General features: G+C 40.4%; 15 protein-coding genes. 4 read left to right on the plus strand and 11 right to left on the minus strand.

The window, feature by feature from the left end; genetic code table 11:
* Positions 1 to 82: 82 nt before the first annotated feature.
* Positions 83 to 1,909, minus strand: coding sequence for a hypothetical protein (locus tag F3059_RS06100; RefSeq protein WP_151167243.1), 1,827 nt, complete (start codon positions 1,907 to 1,909; stop codon positions 83 to 85).
* A 438-nt stretch (positions 1,910 to 2,347) separates the two neighbouring features.
* Here F3059_RS06100 and F3059_RS06105 point away from each other — a divergent pair, with 438 nt between their 5' ends.
* Positions 2,348 to 5,599 carry a T9SS type B sorting domain-containing protein gene (locus F3059_RS06105; RefSeq protein ID WP_170265071.1) on the plus strand — a complete coding sequence of 1,084 codons (3,252 nt, stop codon included), beginning with the start codon at positions 2,348 to 2,350 and terminating at the stop codon, positions 5,597 to 5,599.
* A 92-nt stretch (positions 5,600 to 5,691) separates the two neighbouring features.
* On the opposite strand, the gene F3059_RS06110 is transcribed toward F3059_RS06105, so the two are convergent.
* The 3 genes from F3059_RS06110 to F3059_RS06120 are packed head-to-tail and all read right to left on the minus strand — an operon-like array spanning position 5,692 to position 6,517.
* Positions 5,692 to 5,946 (minus strand): DUF6952 family protein, encoded by a 255-nt coding sequence (locus tag F3059_RS06110; RefSeq protein ID WP_151167245.1) that lies wholly within the window; start codon positions 5,944 to 5,946, stop codon positions 5,692 to 5,694.
* Positions 5,947 to 5,957: 11 nt separating this feature from the next.
* A complete protein-coding gene (locus tag F3059_RS06115) occupies positions 5,958 to 6,200 on the minus strand; it encodes a DUF6952 family protein (RefSeq protein WP_151167246.1) in 243 nt (80 codons plus the stop codon).
* Positions 6,200 to 6,517 carry a thioredoxin family protein gene (locus F3059_RS06120; protein WP_151167247.1) on the minus strand — a complete coding sequence of 106 codons (318 nt, stop codon included), beginning with the start codon at positions 6,515 to 6,517 and terminating at the stop codon, positions 6,200 to 6,202. The genes F3059_RS06115 and F3059_RS06120 overlap by 1 nt, the downstream gene beginning before the upstream one ends.
* Position 6,518: 1 nt before the next feature.
* On the opposite strand from F3059_RS06120, the gene F3059_RS06125 reads away from it, so the two are divergent.
* Together F3059_RS06125 and pdxH are read left to right on the plus strand one after the other, a co-directional pair.
* The gene (locus F3059_RS06125) at positions 6,519 to 7,352 is read left to right on the plus strand and encodes a phosphatase PAP2 family protein (protein WP_151167249.1); all 834 of its coding nucleotides are present in this window, start codon (positions 6,519 to 6,521) and stop codon (positions 7,350 to 7,352) included.
* A 100-nt stretch (positions 7,353 to 7,452) separates the two neighbouring features.
* Positions 7,453 to 8,106: a pyridoxamine 5'-phosphate oxidase gene (gene pdxH / locus F3059_RS06130; protein ID WP_151167251.1), complete on the plus strand. Its 654-nt coding sequence runs from the start codon at positions 7,453 to 7,455 to the stop codon at positions 8,104 to 8,106.
* Positions 8,107 to 8,193: 87 nt separating this feature from the next.
* On the opposite strand, the gene F3059_RS13825 is transcribed toward pdxH, so the two are convergent.
* The 7 genes from F3059_RS13825 to rfbF form a co-directional block, all read right to left on the minus strand.
* Positions 8,194 to 8,481, minus strand: coding sequence for a 30S ribosomal protein THX (locus F3059_RS13825; protein WP_151167253.1), 288 nt, complete (start codon positions 8,479 to 8,481; stop codon positions 8,194 to 8,196).
* A gap of 135 nt (positions 8,482 to 8,616) precedes the next feature.
* Positions 8,617 to 9,795 carry an LVIVD repeat-containing protein gene (locus tag F3059_RS06140; protein WP_151167255.1) on the minus strand — a complete coding sequence of 393 codons (1,179 nt, stop codon included), beginning with the start codon at positions 9,793 to 9,795 and terminating at the stop codon, positions 8,617 to 8,619.
* 131 nt (positions 9,796 to 9,926) lie between these two features.
* Positions 9,927 to 11,231, minus strand: coding sequence for a lipopolysaccharide biosynthesis protein RfbH (gene rfbH, locus F3059_RS06145; RefSeq protein ID WP_151167257.1), 1,305 nt, complete (start codon positions 11,229 to 11,231; stop codon positions 9,927 to 9,929).
* 27 nt (positions 11,232 to 11,258) lie between these two features.
* Entirely contained in the window at positions 11,259 to 12,143 is an 885-nt protein-coding gene (locus tag F3059_RS06150) for an SDR family oxidoreductase (RefSeq protein ID WP_151167259.1), read from the minus strand.
* 3 nt (positions 12,144 to 12,146) lie between these two features.
* Positions 12,147 to 12,686, minus strand: coding sequence for a dTDP-4-dehydrorhamnose 3,5-epimerase family protein (locus F3059_RS06155; protein ID WP_151167261.1), 540 nt, complete (start codon positions 12,684 to 12,686; stop codon positions 12,147 to 12,149).
* A complete protein-coding gene (gene rfbG / locus F3059_RS06160; protein ID WP_151167263.1) occupies positions 12,683 to 13,774 on the minus strand; it encodes a CDP-glucose 4,6-dehydratase in 1,092 nt (363 codons plus the stop codon). The genes F3059_RS06155 and rfbG overlap by 4 nt, the downstream gene beginning before the upstream one ends.
* Positions 13,756 to 14,532: a glucose-1-phosphate cytidylyltransferase gene (rfbF, locus tag F3059_RS06165; protein ID WP_151167265.1), complete on the minus strand. Its 777-nt coding sequence runs from the start codon at positions 14,530 to 14,532 to the stop codon at positions 13,756 to 13,758. The genes rfbG and rfbF overlap by 19 nt, the downstream gene beginning before the upstream one ends.
* A gap of 172 nt (positions 14,533 to 14,704) precedes the next feature.
* On the opposite strand from rfbF, the gene F3059_RS06170 reads away from it, so the two are divergent.
* On the plus strand, positions 14,705 to 15,883 hold a 1,179-nt coding region (locus tag F3059_RS06170), incomplete at its 3' end, for a hypothetical protein (RefSeq protein WP_151167267.1).

Raw genomic sequence — 15,883 nt, forward strand, 5'->3', positions numbered from 1 at the left:
TAAAAGTAAAGTGAGGGTTATGAAAAAGAAAAGCCGATCATTTTGATCGGCTTTCCAAAAACTCTCAAATTTATTCTTTCACTTACTGAATGAAAACTTCTTTGTAAGTAATACTCTCATTTGTGGTTTTACCTTTGGCTTTGATGATAAGTACTTGTGAGTTGCTCAATTCATTTCGTACTTTTCTTTTTACCTTCATTCTTATGTCTTTTTTAGTGCTCAACTCAGCAGTTGTAAAGTTCAGCACATTCCTTCCCATAAGGTCATATACCTTTACTTCATACTGATCACTTTTATCAACTTGATTGATGAGCGCATTTGAAGTTGTGGGGTCTTTTTTGAAAGGTGTCCCTTGGATACCACAACCGTAGGGTATTATTTGTTCAGGATAAGCAACTACCGTATCCAGCTCTAATCTATCTAACTCACCATGGTCATCTTTTAAATAGTAAAATTGATCATCTCCCAATTCAACATTTTTAACAGGTGTTTCGCTTTGAATAAGTGATACATTGTTTGGGCATGAGGCAGGATTATCAAAGTTGTAAATATTGAGACCATCTTTACCTGTGGGACTCACATTATTCCTGTAGCCAAAAAGATATCGATTATCGTTTAATGGATCATCATCAATAATGAAATCAGCAAAATCAAAATTATCGGAATAACTGACATTAACATTTATAAGTTTATCTGATTGAGAACTTGTGAGTGATCCCCAACTGGGCATGTAAGGAACACTATGTATAATTGGTTCATCTGCGTTGCTTCCGGCAGAACAGTTTCTTGTAATACCCGCTATTTGGATACCGTCTGGATAGTTTCGTATAGCAGTAGGTTCAATTTGACAAGGATCGTAATGTAAATCTATTGCTTTGGCTGAATTAATATTAAAATCTGCACCTAACAGTGTATACCTGGAATCTATTCCTTCAAAGCCTACGTAAACAGTGTTGTTCGATTCATCGATACTCGTATGGAAGTTTTCAATTGGGTGCGATTTATCTGCAGCTAAATACAACGTTTGAGAACTAACAATAGGAACCAATGATGGACTACTGGCATCCATTTCCATTATGTTAATGTAATATTCTGGATTAGTACCGGCATTTTGGAGATCTGACGAAATCATAAACAAGTTTCCAGTATTGTTATTGAATTCTATTGACTCTAAACGTGGTACTGAATTTGAAGAATAATACGTATAAGTCATTTCTTCAACTGGCCCAAGTTGAGCTCCACCAACATCAATTCTATCAACCTGAATACCTCTTACCTGAGGACCACATTGTTGAGGGTTAACGTTTGTGTTTCGTATGGTGTACCCAACAAATATATCACCACCGGGTTGTTTTCTAAAACAGAGATCTTCAAATTTTGCACACCCATCGTAACTAGGGTAAACTTCTCTATATGAAGTAGGAACTTGGAATGGAAGAGGGTCTGTTAAATCAATTTCAAGCACTCCATAACTGTAAAAATCCAAGGGGTAGACTGCCTGGTTATCAAGCCAAAGGCCGATTAATACATATAGGTAATCTCCTTCAACAAGCATTTGTTTTACTTCAATATGAGTATCAAAATCGGGATTTCCGGTATTAACATCAATTGGCCCTATTCTGTCAAATGTGGAGCTACTTTTTTCTGTTTTAATTAACGAAAACTTCCCCAAATTTTGCCCTGTTGTATTATCTCTAATTGACCCGGGAGTGATAAAATAGTCAACTGATGTTACAGGGTGGGTCCATTGAACGCAAATATAATCTTCAATTGTATAGGATACCTGATTATTTCCAAATTCTTCCCCTGCTGGATTTGGAGCAAATTGATAATTGTTCCATGGCTGTGAATGTAGGTTGAACGAGATAGTAAAAAATAAAAATACTAATGCAGAATTTAATTTTTTCATAGTACTTGGTTTTGGTTATTTCACCAAATGTAATAAAATTATTTAATAATCAAATAGTTAAAATGAATCTTAATTGGTGTAAACAGTTAGGGTGTCTTTATTTTTTTTATATTTGATATATAAATGAAGATCAATAATTGTAAAATATTATTAATAATTATTTTCAGTGCTTCTCTTTTACTAAAGGTGCTTGAAGTGAAATCCCAATCAGCAACAAATGGTGGTCAAGCCAATCATTGGCCTATTGAAATTGCTTGGACTGGCGCTAGTAATTATAAATGGCTTAACTTTAATAACAATACCATTTCACCTTACCCGATAACTAATACAAATAGTTCTAGTCACGATCCATCTCGTATAAATGCAATTTCAGATTTAAGCGGTGATTTAATGTTTTATTACCATTCACCCTACCTGTATGATTCCACTCATCAAATTATGCAAAACGGTACTCTGCGTCCCTTTTCTAACAACGGCAATATAGATGTAGTTGAGTCGATAATTATTCCTAAACCCTGTTCTCCAAATTCATATTATCTCTTTGAGGTCATCGATACAGGAGTTGTCACCCCTCCATTCCAGTTAACTGATCACACTAGCCTGTATTATTCTGAAATTGATATGTCTTTGAATAACGGGAAGGGTGGAGTTGTACCGGGACAGAAAAATATTCTTGTTGACTCTAGTAATTTAGTCAATTCTTTAAGTGCTACAAAACACGCAAACAATAATGATTACTGGTTAATGTCTTCAGTAAAGGATACAAATATTTATCGCGCCTGGCAGGTTACAAGTACAGGTGTTAATCCATCTCCAACTGTAACTTCTATTGGTTTAAGTTGGATTGATCAATCAGGTTTTTACACCATATCATACTATGAAAATGCAGACTTTGAGTTTTCAAATTCCGGAGAGAAATTTGCCGTTGCTAAAATTTTTGATGATTTTAACACTTTTGGAGGAGGACATTATACGCTTAATTCTTCCAGGTTTGAACTTCTTGACTTTGATAAAGCAACAGGGCAACTCTCTAATCATGTCATCCTTGATTACGACAGTAGTTTTGCTCCATTGTATATTAGCAATGATCCAAATACTTTTGGCGACACTTTCCAGTATCTTTCTCCTGCCAAATCAGTTGAGTTTTCACCCAATGATCAGGTATTGTACGGGGGAACTCAATATTCTTTAATCCAATATGATTTGAGTTCGCAGAACAACGCGACCATTGCATCATCATGGAATGTTCTCCATAAGCAATACAATGTTTTGCAAATTTTTATCAATTGGTGGAACGGGTCACCTACAAGTGATCTTGAACTAGCTCCTAATGGTAAAATTCTCCACAACAATTTTGCAGCTAACCACAATTTTAATTTATACACCATCGGTGTTGTTAATAACCCCAATGTTTTCGGAAACGGGGCTAATTATAATTTTTCCCAGCTATCCTACAGTTCACCAATCAATTTATTACTCCCCAACTTCATAGCCGACATGCTCCAGAGCAGGGCCATCACTTTAAGCGATACCTGCAGCAACATGTCCATTTCCTTTAGTTTGGAAGATACACTGCACATTGACAGCGCCCACTGGTATTTTGATACCAACTCTACTTACGTGAGCTCATCAACTTTTCCCGTTCAACACACTTATTCCCAACCGGGTGATTATCCCGTTAAAGTGCGGTACTACAGCGGTTGCACGATTGACAGCACGCTCGACACCATGCACATCATGCCACCGGCCGAGGCGGATCTCGGTCCGGACAGGACACTCTGTGAAAACGACACTCTCCAAAACGCTTTAGTCTATCCTGGCCTGTCTTACCAGTGGAATACAGGCGATACCACTTCCTATCTTTACAATCCGCCTGCTGATACTTATACCATCGAAGTATCCAGCCCCAACTGCGGTACAGACTTCGACACCGTAGTGATCGACTCCATAACACCTTTTGAAGTTCACTTACCGGCTGATACACTCCTTTGCCAGGGCGATAGCTTTTTGCTCGATGCAACAGTTGGCCCGGGAAGCTACCAGTGGAGTACAGGCGACACCACTGCCTCTATTTATGCAACCCAACCGGATACTTACACCGTCACTTTCACCAACTCTTGCGGGAGCAACAACGACACCATTTTTGTGGATGGAGTAGAAGAGCCACAAGTCGATTTAGGAAATGATACTTCACTCTGCAATGGGCAAGTGCTCTACCTCGATGCGACAGATACCTTAAGCTCGTACCAGTGGCACGATGGTCACACTTCACCATTTGACACCACCACAACCGAAGGCCTCTATGCCGTTACCGTGACTAATATTTGTGGGTCTGACAGTGACAGCCTCAATTTTAATATCGATACAGTTTTAACGACATTTAGTTTAGGCGAAGACACCATTCTCTGTAAAGATGATACGCTAGAGCTAAACGCCCCAAGCGATGCCCAAAACTATTACTGGAGCAATGGTCAGACCACATCTTCCATTACCGTCACTGAGCAAGACACATACTCCGTAGAAGTACAAAACACTTGCGGTAATTACTTCGATACCATAGCCGTGATCTACGATGAATCACCCATCACCAACTTAGGCCCCGACAGCACCTATTGCTATACCAACCTGCAATTACTCGATGCCAGTTGGAGCAGAGCCAGCTACCACTGGCAAGACGGCTCGAATGGCCCCACACATTTAGCTGACACCTCAGGAAAATATTGGGTAGAAGTCACCAACCTGTGCGGTTACGATGACGACACAGTTAAAATATTCTACGACCTACCACTCGATATCTCACTCAGACCCGACACCACACTCTGTGAAGGAGAGAGCCTGCAACTATCCGTTTCGCATCATCACGCCAGTTTTGAGTGGAACACCGGCAGCACCGATAGCAGCATTACAGGTTATCCCGGTAATACTTACTTCATTACAGCTACCAATGCTTGTGGCACAAAGACAGACACAGTGAATCTCCTCGAAAAACAAGTTCCAACACTGGAACTTCCACAAACAGATACCTTGTGCAAAGACGAGCCAATTGACATCAAAATAAGTTCTTCAGATAACATCCAATGGTTCGATGGAAAAAGCGGCAAAGAGAGGACACTTTTTGCACCCGGAAAATACCCATTGACAGCCACCAACGAATGCGGGCAAAGAACCGATACCATCATTCTTTATGCAGAAGAAGATCCCAGTCCGCAACTTGGAGCTGATACTGTAATCTGTGAAGGAGAAGAAGTACAGATAAACATCAAACCAACATTCACCAACCACACCTTCGATTGGAACACCGGTCAGGAATCGCCCACGATTACAGCGAAAGAATCCGGTCTTTACCGCGTAACCGTTACCAGTCCCAGAGGTTGTGAAGGAAGCGATGAAATTGAAATTGCAGACTGCCCCATCAACATTTTCATCCCCAATGCCTTTACACCCAATGGAGACGGTCTCAACGACAAGTTTGAAGTACAGGGCATCGGCATCACCGATTATCATATTTTGATCTTCGACCGCTGGGGTAATCTCGTATTCGAGAGCAACGACATCAACCGCTCCTGGAACGGACTCCAAAACAACAGCGGAGAAAAAGTCAACCAGGGAACTTACAACTACAAACTCCAGTACCGCTCAGGAGACTATGATCTGGAAGAACGTTTTGGGACAATTGAAGTGATTTATTAAATGAAGGATTAAAACGAAAAAAGCCGATCATTTCGATCGGCTTAGGTCATTCAAATTAAGGTCATACATACTTGAATGAAGTGTATATTGCGTTACTCAACAGCGCCCATAACGCGTTGCATAAAACTGTTGAGGGCTTCTTTTTGAGAAGTTCCGTTTTCGCGCATATCAGTCAACACTACTTTAGCTCCTTCAATGTTGGAAACGAGTTCACCGATGACCTCACTTTCCTCATCTTTAATTCCGGGAGCTTCAGCTACCGATAACAGAACTTCAACAGCTTCTTCCATGTAGTCCTCATCAAAAGCGCCATCTTTCACGAGTTGTTTTATAATTGGTAATCGCATTGTAATTCGTTTTAGTCGATTGATTTGCGCACTTTGTTCGTGTATTCTCGAATAGCTTTTCCCATTGATACTCCCTCTCTCGCCATGAAGTCGATTACCCAGGCGGCAGCCATCACATGGGTGAGCTGTTCACCTTCATCTTCTCCTTCGATTTCAATCTCGGGAGTCTGTTCTTCGAGTAATGCTTCTTCAGCTTTTTTGAGCTGAGGAATATCGTACTCTTTAGCGAGTTGTTTGATTACTTTAACCTGCATTAACCGAGAGATTGAATCATTTCCTGAACTTTCTCTTTTTTACTTGTTGGCCTCCCTTCAAGTAGTTCACCATCTTTGAAAACTGCAAAGAATGGGAGGTTGTTCACACCTGCCATTTTGCGTGCTTCCTGATTTTCCTCAGCATTGATGTCGAGGAATACTACATCTTCAAATTCTTCAAGATCGCTCATTTTACGGTATTTTGGTGCCATGAGCTTGCATTGTCCGCACCAGTCTGCGTAAAATTTAACCGCTACTTTCTTATTGCTTGATAGAATATCTTTAAACTCGTTGTCTGTTGTTACTTTTACTGCCATAATGATTAATTTTTCTAAGACAAAAATAAGCACTGTATCTGCCCGTAAAGAACAGATAGGTATAAAAAGACTTATCGAAGTATTAGCTTTATTTATTTTAATTTTAATATCCTTAAATAATGCTAATAGTCAGAACCGGTCTCAACAATCCGATTGCCAGTGGCTCATAACCACACCAATTGAGTCGCACAGGAAAATGTGGGGTAAAAAGCCTATTATCAAAAATGAAAGTATTTTACCGGTTGCCGGATTTTTGACACTTGGCGGATTGAGTTTTACGGTTGATAAACAGTTTCGCAATACATCACCAAATAATGAGGTGTGGAATAACGTGACGCTAGCCGGAGGTCCCATAGCTCAGGTTGGTATTCCCACACTCACGGCTACGGCAGGGGCTCTGACCAAAAACAGTGAAATTACACAGTTGGGAATGCGCGGAATGGCAGCAATTGGTCTCAACGCTTTTCATACGTATTCTATCAAATTGTTAGTAGGTAGGAGAAGGCCACAGGATGGAATAGGACTTGAAGGCCCAAATTTCTTTGAGCACACATCATTTGTTTCAGGTCACACTTCCGGAGTCTTTGCGCTAGCGACTGTTGCCAGCATGCACTTTGACAAACCGTGGGTTTCGATTGTGAGTTACTCGGCAGCTTCAATGGTTGGAGTGTCCAGGATCATGATTGATGAGCACTGGTTTTCTGATGTGGTTTGGGGAGCAGCCATCGGATACCTGAGTGGCCGGATGACGGTCAACGCGTTTGAAAACAAGCGAATTAAGCTTTTTCCTTGTTTTGGTGAGCAAAATGGGGTTGGGTTCAGTTACCGGTTCTGATACCGATTCTGACCGTAAACTTTTCAACTTGATTTACTGTTCTTAAGATTGATTACTGGCGATCTTCGTAAATTTGTATCAAAAGAGAATCAATTCAATTATGATAGAGGAAGTTTCCAATTATTTGAATGAGGTGAGGCACGATTTTAGCAAGCAAAAGTTGGATGAGGCATCTGTAAAAGACAATCCCATTGAACAATATGCCAAGTGGTTTGAAGAGGCTGTTGGCTCACAGGTTCCTGATCCAAAGGCGATGACGCTTTCTACGGTGAATAGGGACGGTGTGCCGAGCTCGCGAGTGGTTTATACTCGTGGATTGAAAAAGGATGGTCTCGTCTTTTACACGAATTACAACAGTCAAAAAGGAATTGAGTTAAGGGAAAATCCGCATGCTTCGATCAATATTTTTTGGTCAGAACTCGAGCGACAGATCAGAATTAATGGAGTAGTGGAGAAGCTTTCAGAAAAAGAGAGCGATGAGTACTTTGCTTCTCGTCCACGTGAAAGCCAGATTGGAGCATGGGCAAGTGATCAGAGCGCGCAGTTGGCTGACAGAACTGAACTCGAAGAAAAGGTAAAGCAATACGAAAAGGAATTTGAAGGAAAAGAAGTTCCCCGTCCAAAAAACTGGGGAGGCTACATTTTCAAGCCTGATTACTTTGAATTTTGGCAGGGAAGGCCCAGTAGATTACACGACCGCATAGCATATGAGTTGATCGATAAAAGCTGGTCCAAAAAACGATTATCTCCCTGATAGTTGCGAAGCATAAAAAAAGGCTGTTTTTCCGAGAAAAACAGCCTTTTCTTTTGATTAGGAATTAGGGCTAGGATAAAGCGTTGATTATTCTTTATCAGCTTCTTTCTTTTTAGTAGTAGAAGCTTTCTTTGTAGTTGATTTTTTAGCAGTTGTTTTCTTAGTGCTCGTTTTAGACGAACTCTTTTTGGCAGTGGTTGCTTTTTTGGTAGAAGAAGTTTTTTTACTGTCTCGTTTAGCAACATTTTCTTCTCCTTCTTTTTCGGCAACGCTAGCTGCAACTGGCATTTTTCTAGAGCCTTTTTTTGGTCTGGCCTTTCCGTATGAGCCTCTCCATCTTTTGCCTTTAGCAGTTTTTCGATCTCCTTTTCCCATATAGAAAATTCAGTTTTATGTTTTATTGAGTCATAAAAGTAAATATTTTGTTAAATAGGGCAAGGGAAATCCATAAAAAAAGCTCTGACCATAATGATCAGAGCTTCATTTGAGCAAAGAAAAAATATCAATTGATTAATTTTTAGACAAGATTTTTAGTCCGCTTGTGCCGTTGGCAATAAATACGTTTTGGCCATTTGTTCCAACGTAGTTAGCAGAGCCTGAATAAGTAAATTGAGCCTCAACATTGAATGTGTTTTTATCTAAAATGTAAAGACCATCACTACCTTTAGCAGCGTACACATAAAAGTTGTCGTTAGCTACTCCATTTACAAAGCCTGGTCCGTTTGGATTGAATGATTGCGTTGCATTTCCACTGTTTGAACTCAAATCATAAGCGTGAAGACCATAGCTGCCTGAACTCACATAAGCAACCTGATTACTGAAATCAACATCTAACACAGCTTTTCCGTCAGCAGGAGCTGTTGGGTTTGCAAGGTTGATAACAGTCTTGTTATTCGGTTTGAATTTGTTGCTGTTGTGAACGTGTAATTTGGCATTTGGACCACCCTGTAAGAATACATACATAGATCCTTCATCTACACCAAATTTAGAATATCCGTAATAATCAGATTCTGTAATATTGAGATATTGATTATTCTTAAGGCTCACCTCAAAAGCTCCGCCACCAGTGTTACCACTCGTTACGTAAAGATCATTTCCTTTTCTAAATACAGAATTTCCAGAATAAGAAGGGAGAGGAGCTTCATCAACTTGATTTGTCAACTGACCACCCTGTAGGCGGATAACGTCAACAACTGCTCCACTTGTGATATTTGGATCATAGCCAGAATTACTAAGACTTCTTGAACCTACAGTATAAACTTCATTTCCCTGAACATATATTTCATTTAAATCTGTATCGGTGAAATAGACTGCACTGATAATTTGGGGTTGAGTTGGTTGTGAAATATCAACCACTTCAATAGCTCCGGCATAATCGCTTGGAGCACCATTCCAGTGGTAACTGATATAAGCCTTATTTCCCTGAAAGGCAATTCCCGATGCTGAAAGAACTGCACCGTTAACAACAGGAGAAGTTACATTAGCAACATAATTAAAGGATGCATTCCCATTACTCGTTTTTCCTGTAGATTCAACAGGCTCGTCATGATAAGTAATACGATCATCAAAATTGTTATTTTTAACCTGTACACGGCTTGTTTCAATCGAATCAGGATCAGTGTTTTCATCCTTTTGGCAGGAAACAGTAAATAGTCCGATTGCTATTGCTCCTAATACTAATTTATTCATCACTTGATATTTTTTCAATTCACCTTTATGGTAACAAATACTTTACCAAAGGCCATTTTGTTTCTAAATCTACTAAATTCTCTCTAAATAGAGAAATTCATACTTAAAAATATTCCCAAAATTGGAAATCATTATTGTTCTGAGAAAAACTTAGTGAGTACATCTACAATATAATCGTAATGACCTTCGTCCAATCCTGGCCAAACACCCAACCAAAAACTGTTGTTCATGATTGTATCTGTATTGGTCAATTCCCCAACAACCCGATAATCGAGATCTACGTAAGCCGGCTGTTTTGTCAAGTTCCCGGCAAAGAGCAGACGCGTTGCAATTTTGTTCTTTTCCAAAAACTTGATGAGTTTGTGGCGATCGATTCCCGTTTCGGGTCGTACAGTCAACATGAAACCAAACCATGATGGATTTGAGTTTTCGGTTGCTTCGGGCAGAATGAAATACTCCTCAAATTGTTTCATCTTGGAATAGAGCAACTTGTGATTTTCTCTGCGCTTTTCCACAAACTGATCAGCTTTACGCAACTGACTCAAACCAATTGCAGCTTGCATATCAGTCACTTTTAGGTTGAAGCCTACATGAGAGTATGTGTATTTGTGATCATAGCCTTTTGGCAAGTCACCCAGTTGCCACTTGAATCGTCTTCCGCAAGTATTGTCTTTTCCGGGTTCGCAATAGCAGTCACGCCCCCAGTCACGAAACGACTCGGCAATTTTCTTCAGCCACGGATTGTTGATCAATACAGCTCCGCCTTCTCCCATTGTAATATGGTGAGCCGGGTAAAAACTAACAGTTGCGGCATCGCCAAAGGTTCCGGTCTTCTGACCGTTATAAGTAGCGCCAAGCGAATCGCAATCATCTTCAATTACCCACAAGTTGTATTTTTTGGCCACTTCCATCACTACGCTGAGGTTAAATGGATTACCAAGTGTGTGGGCGATCATAATCGCTTTTGTTTTATCTGTTACAGCATCCTCGAGCTTTGAGACGTCAATGTTGTAAGTTGGAATATCAACATCGAGAAAAACGGGTTTGCAGCCCTGCTGAATGAGTGGATTCACAGTAGTGGGGAAGCCTGCAGCCACAGTGATGATTTCATCCCCCGGCTTTATTTGACGCTCTTTTAATTTTGGTGAGGTGAGCGCTGAAAAAGCTACGAGGTTAGCCGATGAACCCGAGTTCACGAGCAACGAAAATGGCGAACCAAAATAAGCGGCAAATTCTTTTTCGAACTCTGGTCCAAAACGCCCGGTAGTTAGCCAGCCATCCATAACGGCATCAATCCCGAAAAGCAAATCTTCTTCATCCACAACCTTGCCGGTTACCGGGATGTAATCTTCTCCCGGAACAGGGCGTTTAAAGGTTTTTTGGGTCAGTTTTTCGGTCAGAGCCGACTTGAGGTTATCATCTATATTCTTGAACATTCTATATCTTCTTTATGCGGTGCGAATTTATTCAAAATCGCCCACTTTCTTTCTCACGTAATCATCAACATTTGTAAAATGGAAATTGGGGTATTCTGATAGGAATTTTGCAGCTATCAATCCGCCCATCAAAGGACGGGGAGCAGGAGGATTGATCTCTCTCGTACTCTTTGGTTCAATTTTCACTTTGTGGTTAGGGAAGTATTTTAGTATGTGTGTAGCCAGTTGCACACGATTCATGTAATCAGTACTGGCTATATTGTAAATTCCCATTTTATCATCGCGTAGTAGCAGGTACATCGCTCTGGCAATATCTGCTGCGTTGATAGGAGTGGCATATTGGTCAAAGGGAAGGTTGAGTGTCATTTCTTCCCCCTTTTGTACATTGTTAATCATGCGGGCAATGAAGTTTTTTCCGCGCGCTTCATCACCAAAAACGTTGGTGATACGCAGAGTCAAAAAATCCAAACCACTCTGTAATACGTTCTCTTCAGCCTCGAGTTTGTGCTTGCCGTAAACACTAACAGGATTTTCTTCATTATCTTCAGTGTATGGTCCTTCAGTTCCGTCAAACACGTAATCTGATGAAATGTAAACGAATCGAGCATCGTGTTTATCGGCAATTTTGAGGGCATTCTGAGTAGACTTGACCGTTTTTTGCCAACTCTCTTCCTTGTTATCCTCGCAGTAATCTACCCAGGTAAGTGCACCGCAGTGAACTACCACATCTGGTTTGAAGCTGTCGACATCATAGTTTTCGGGATCATTTAGATCGAGCGTATTAAACTTGACCGTATCCTCAGTTTTATAAGAGAAATAGGTTCCTACAACTTCGAGTTCTTCTTTCGTTTTAAAATATTTGAGGCAGTTGCCGCCAACTAATCCGCTAGCTCCCAGGATGAGGATTCGCATAGTTTAAAATGGTGTTTTAAAGTTTTCAAATGAAGGAAATTCTTGATCGCGCTGTGATAGCGTGGGATTTTGGGTTTCCCAATCGTGGTTAAAGCTGTTCCACAAAATACCTTTGTCGCACTCCGGAGCGTGAGCAGAAGAAACTAAATACGTCATCATTGTATTGTCTTCCAGCACTTCAAATCCGTGAGCTATTCCCTTTGGAACGTAAACAGCGTATCGGTCAGATCCACCGAGCGGCAGGCTTATCGACTTACCAAAAGTGGGGGAGTCTTCCCGAATGTCGAGGAGTACATCGTTGAGTTTGCCCGTGTTGCAATAGACGATTTTTTCGTGATCCTCGGGCGGAATTTGAAAATGCATTCCGCGTACAACGCCTTTTTGACTGACGGAGAAGTAGCTCTCAGCCAATTCAAAAGGCAGTTCCCAATCTTTCATTGACGGACCGTGGAATACCTTGGTAAATGATCCGCGATCATCTCCTACGTGAAACAGTTCTATTTTGAAAACACCCGCTATTTCTGTCGCTATCTTGTTTTTCATTGCGCGTCAAAAAAGAGGTTGATTTGTGCAATAGTAAGATCGGTCATGTCGGTATTTTCACTTTTTCGGTACCACTCAATGGTTGTTTGAATAGCGTTTTCAGCGCTGAAAAATGGTTTCCAGCCCAGTTTTGCTTTTGCTTTTGCAATATCGAGTTTGAGCAAGTTTGCTTCGTGTGGCTGATCGATGTTTTTAGCTACTTCATACGATCCTTCACCCCACGAATCGAGTGCTGTTTTTACGAGTTCTTCAACAGTTAGTACATCATTGGTTTCAGGTCCAAAGTTGAAGGCATCAGCAAATTCTACCGGATCTTCGTTCATTTTCATCCCCAATTGTAAATAGCCGCTCAACGGATCGAGGACGTGTTGCCAGGGTCTTACCGCTGATGGATTGCGCACGATAAGAGGTTCGCCTTTTCGCATCGATTTTACAAGATCAGGGATAATGCGGTTTTCGCTAAAATCTCCTCCGCCAATTACATTTCCGCTGCGGACAGCAGCAATGGATTTGTAATGTTTGGGATAATCTGAAATATTGAAAAAGGAATTTCTATACGAGCTGATGGCCAGTTCGCAACAAGCTTTTGAGTTGGAGTAGGGATCGTAACCACCAAGTCTTTCTGTTTCATCATAAGGCTCTGGTCGTTCGAGGTTTTCGTAGACTTTATCGGTAGTGATCATGATTGCCTTGCAGGGCTTCTCCATGAAACGGAGAGCATCTAAAAGGTTCACTGTTCCCATCAGATTTGTATCGTACGTTTCTGCCGGGTTTTGATATGATTCCAGGACGAGTGCCTGAGCAGCCATGTGGAAAATGAAATCTGGCTGAAAATCGAGGACTTCTTTTTTCAATCGCTCGCGGTCACGAATATCACCTATGACGTGCTGGCACTGGCTCTGACCGTTAACTCCTTCAAAGAAATCTTTAGAATCTTCAGGTTCGAGTGAGTAGCCCTTTACGGTTGCGCCCAGCTCTTTGAGTATAAGGAGTAGCCATGTTCCTTTGAACCCGGTGTGACCGGTAACGAAAACCTTTTTGCCGTTATAGGTTTGTTTGAGTTTTTCTTTTAGTCCCAGCTTTTCCATTTTGGGTTGGTTTCCCACATTTTGTTGAGTTCTTTGTTGTCGCGGAGTGTGTCCATGCACTTCCAAAAACCATCGTGCTTGTAGGCTACGAGTTCTTTTTCTTTCGTGATATCCTCAAGTGGCTGGCGCTCCCACATGATGTCATCTGCATCATCGTGTAGATGATTGAAAACGGATGGTTTGAGGATGAAAAATCCGCCATTAATCCATGCTCCGTCTTCTTTAGGCTTTTCGATAAAACTGTTGACAACGTTGTTTTCATCGATATCCAACATCCCGAATCTGCTGCCCGGCTGCACGATAGACATCGTGCACATTTTACCGTGCTTTTTGTGAAATTCTACCTGGTGATTCATGTCGATGTCAGCCACTCCGTCACCGTAAGTGAGCATGAAATCTTCATCTCCAATGTATTGTTTCACGCGTTTGAGTCGGCCGGCTGTCATTGTTTCCAATCCTGTATCGACAAGTGTAACCTTAAAGTCCTCAGCTTTGTTTTTGTGAACTTCTACATCGTTATTGCTGAGGTCTACAGTAACATCAGCATTGTGGTAGTAGTAGTTGAGGAAATATTCTTTGATCATGTAGCCTTTGTAACCGAGGCAAATGATAAATTCTTTGTGTCCGTAAGAAGCATACATTTTCATGATATGCCAGATGATGGGTTTGCCACCCACTTCAATCATAGGTTTGGGCCTGAGGTGCGATTCTTCAGAGATGCGGGTTCCTTTACCACCCGCGAAAATGACAACTTTCATATGGTTGTTTGATCATTGGTTTGAGGCAAATATAAGGATTGCGGCAAGAGGTGAAAGCTAACAGAATCATTGAAGGAAATTATTTTCAGAAAAAAGGTTAAAAAGCAAGGCATAGGTTAAATAGTTGCTATGTCTTCAGCTTTTCGATACATTTATGCAAAATTCACAACCTATGAACTTGTATTCTTTCTTTTCAAGGATAACCACATTCATTTTGATAGTTTTTGTTTGTGGGTCGCTTTCAGCTCAATTGCGGTCAATAGAGCTATTAGATGACAATATTTTTCCAACTGTAGAAGCACTACCAAATGGTGATCATGTTTCCTTTAGATCGAGTAGAATTGTCAAATACGATAGCAATTTGAATGAAAAGGATCTTGCTGTAATTCCATTTCCCTATGATCACATATCATATGATCAGTATACAATAGGTCATGACGGTTATTATTATCTTTATTACGGTTTCAATCTCATGTTTGATAGCGTAGGAGTCCTAATGAAAATGAGTAGTTCAGGGGATATAGTATGGGAAAATGATAGTTTGAAGAAGAGGGGTCAAAATCTTACATTTTATGGTGAGTCAAAACTTGTACAATATGGCAATGATGTCTTTGTTTTTGATTTATTTAGGGAATCTGTTACTGATACATCAAGATATGGCGTCACACATTTAGATGCTCAAACAGGAGAGGTGAAATCTTTTAATATGATTGATATGCCGTTGTCATTCTTCAATTCAGGTAGAGCATTTTATAATGAGAAGTGGTATTTTCCTGCGAGTTTAGATATGGCAGGAGGAAATGAAGGAATGCTTGTTTTTGATGTTGATGGATCTTATAATTACAAGCCCAGTGGATTTCCAGCAGGCTCTATTATTGCTACAACACATGATGGAATTTTTAGTATTGACACTCAATACGGTACTCCGAAGGATTTTTCCCAGTTAAATAAAGTGAACTTTGATGTAAGCCTCCAAAATTCCTATTCTTTAGTTCCCACAAATAAATACCCTAATGACAATTTCTCTCTCAAAATTAATAATGGTGTTTTTTCAGATAAATATGGAATTATTCTTCAAGGTAATTATAGCATTACTGATACACTATGGCCAAATGAAGATCCATGGATAGGCCAAATGAATCCTGAAAATGGGAATATTGTATGGGATACAGTTTTTGAAAATGGTCAGTACGATTATCCTATACTATCTTGTAATGGAGAACAAGTATTTATGAAAGTAGTGAAGGATTATTACGAACTAAAATTCGAAGAGCTCAACTTCAATACTGTCCTTTCTGATGATAAAATTGAAGAAAAGCAAACAGAACTCAAAATCTATCCAAATCCTACT

The organism is Salibacter halophilus (assembly GCF_008806325.1).
In the GTDB taxonomy this organism is placed as follows: domain Bacteria; phylum Bacteroidota; class Bacteroidia; order Flavobacteriales_G; family Salibacteraceae; genus Salibacter; species Salibacter halophilus.

Coding starts and splice junctions, on each gene's coding strand:
- F3059_RS06100 (WP_151167243.1), bottom strand. CDS start 1,909: ATGAAAAAATTAAATTCTGCATTAGTATTTTTATTTTTTACTATCTCG.
- F3059_RS06105 (WP_170265071.1), top strand. CDS start 2,348: ATGCAAAACGGTACTCTGCGTCCCTTTTCTAACAACGGCAATATAGAT.
- F3059_RS06110 (WP_151167245.1), bottom strand. CDS start 5,946: ATGCGATTACCAATTATAAAACAACTCGTGAAAGATGGCGCTTTTGAT.
- F3059_RS06115 (WP_151167246.1), bottom strand. CDS start 6,200: ATGCAGGTTAAAGTAATCAAACAACTCGCTAAAGAGTACGATATTCCT.
- F3059_RS06120 (WP_151167247.1), bottom strand. CDS start 6,517: ATGGCAGTAAAAGTAACAACAGACAACGAGTTTAAAGATATTCTATCA.
- F3059_RS06125 (WP_151167249.1), top strand. CDS start 6,519: ATGATTAATTTTTCTAAGACAAAAATAAGCACTGTATCTGCCCGTAAA.
- pdxH (WP_151167251.1), top strand. CDS start 7,453: ATGATAGAGGAAGTTTCCAATTATTTGAATGAGGTGAGGCACGATTTT.
- F3059_RS13825 (WP_151167253.1), bottom strand. CDS start 8,481: ATGGGAAAAGGAGATCGAAAAACTGCTAAAGGCAAAAGATGGAGAGGC.
- F3059_RS06140 (WP_151167255.1), bottom strand. CDS start 9,795: ATGAATAAATTAGTATTAGGAGCAATAGCAATCGGACTATTTACTGTT.
- rfbH (WP_151167257.1), bottom strand. CDS start 11,231: ATGTTCAAGAATATAGATGATAACCTCAAGTCGGCTCTGACCGAAAAA.
- F3059_RS06150 (WP_151167259.1), bottom strand. CDS start 12,143: ATGCGAATCCTCATCCTGGGAGCTAGCGGATTAGTTGGCGGCAACTGC.
- F3059_RS06155 (WP_151167261.1), bottom strand. CDS start 12,686: ATGAAAAACAAGATAGCGACAGAAATAGCGGGTGTTTTCAAAATAGAA.
- rfbG (WP_151167263.1), bottom strand. CDS start 13,774: ATGGAAAAGCTGGGACTAAAAGAAAAACTCAAACAAACCTATAACGGC.
- rfbF (WP_151167265.1), bottom strand. CDS start 14,532: ATGAAAGTTGTCATTTTCGCGGGTGGTAAAGGAACCCGCATCTCTGAA.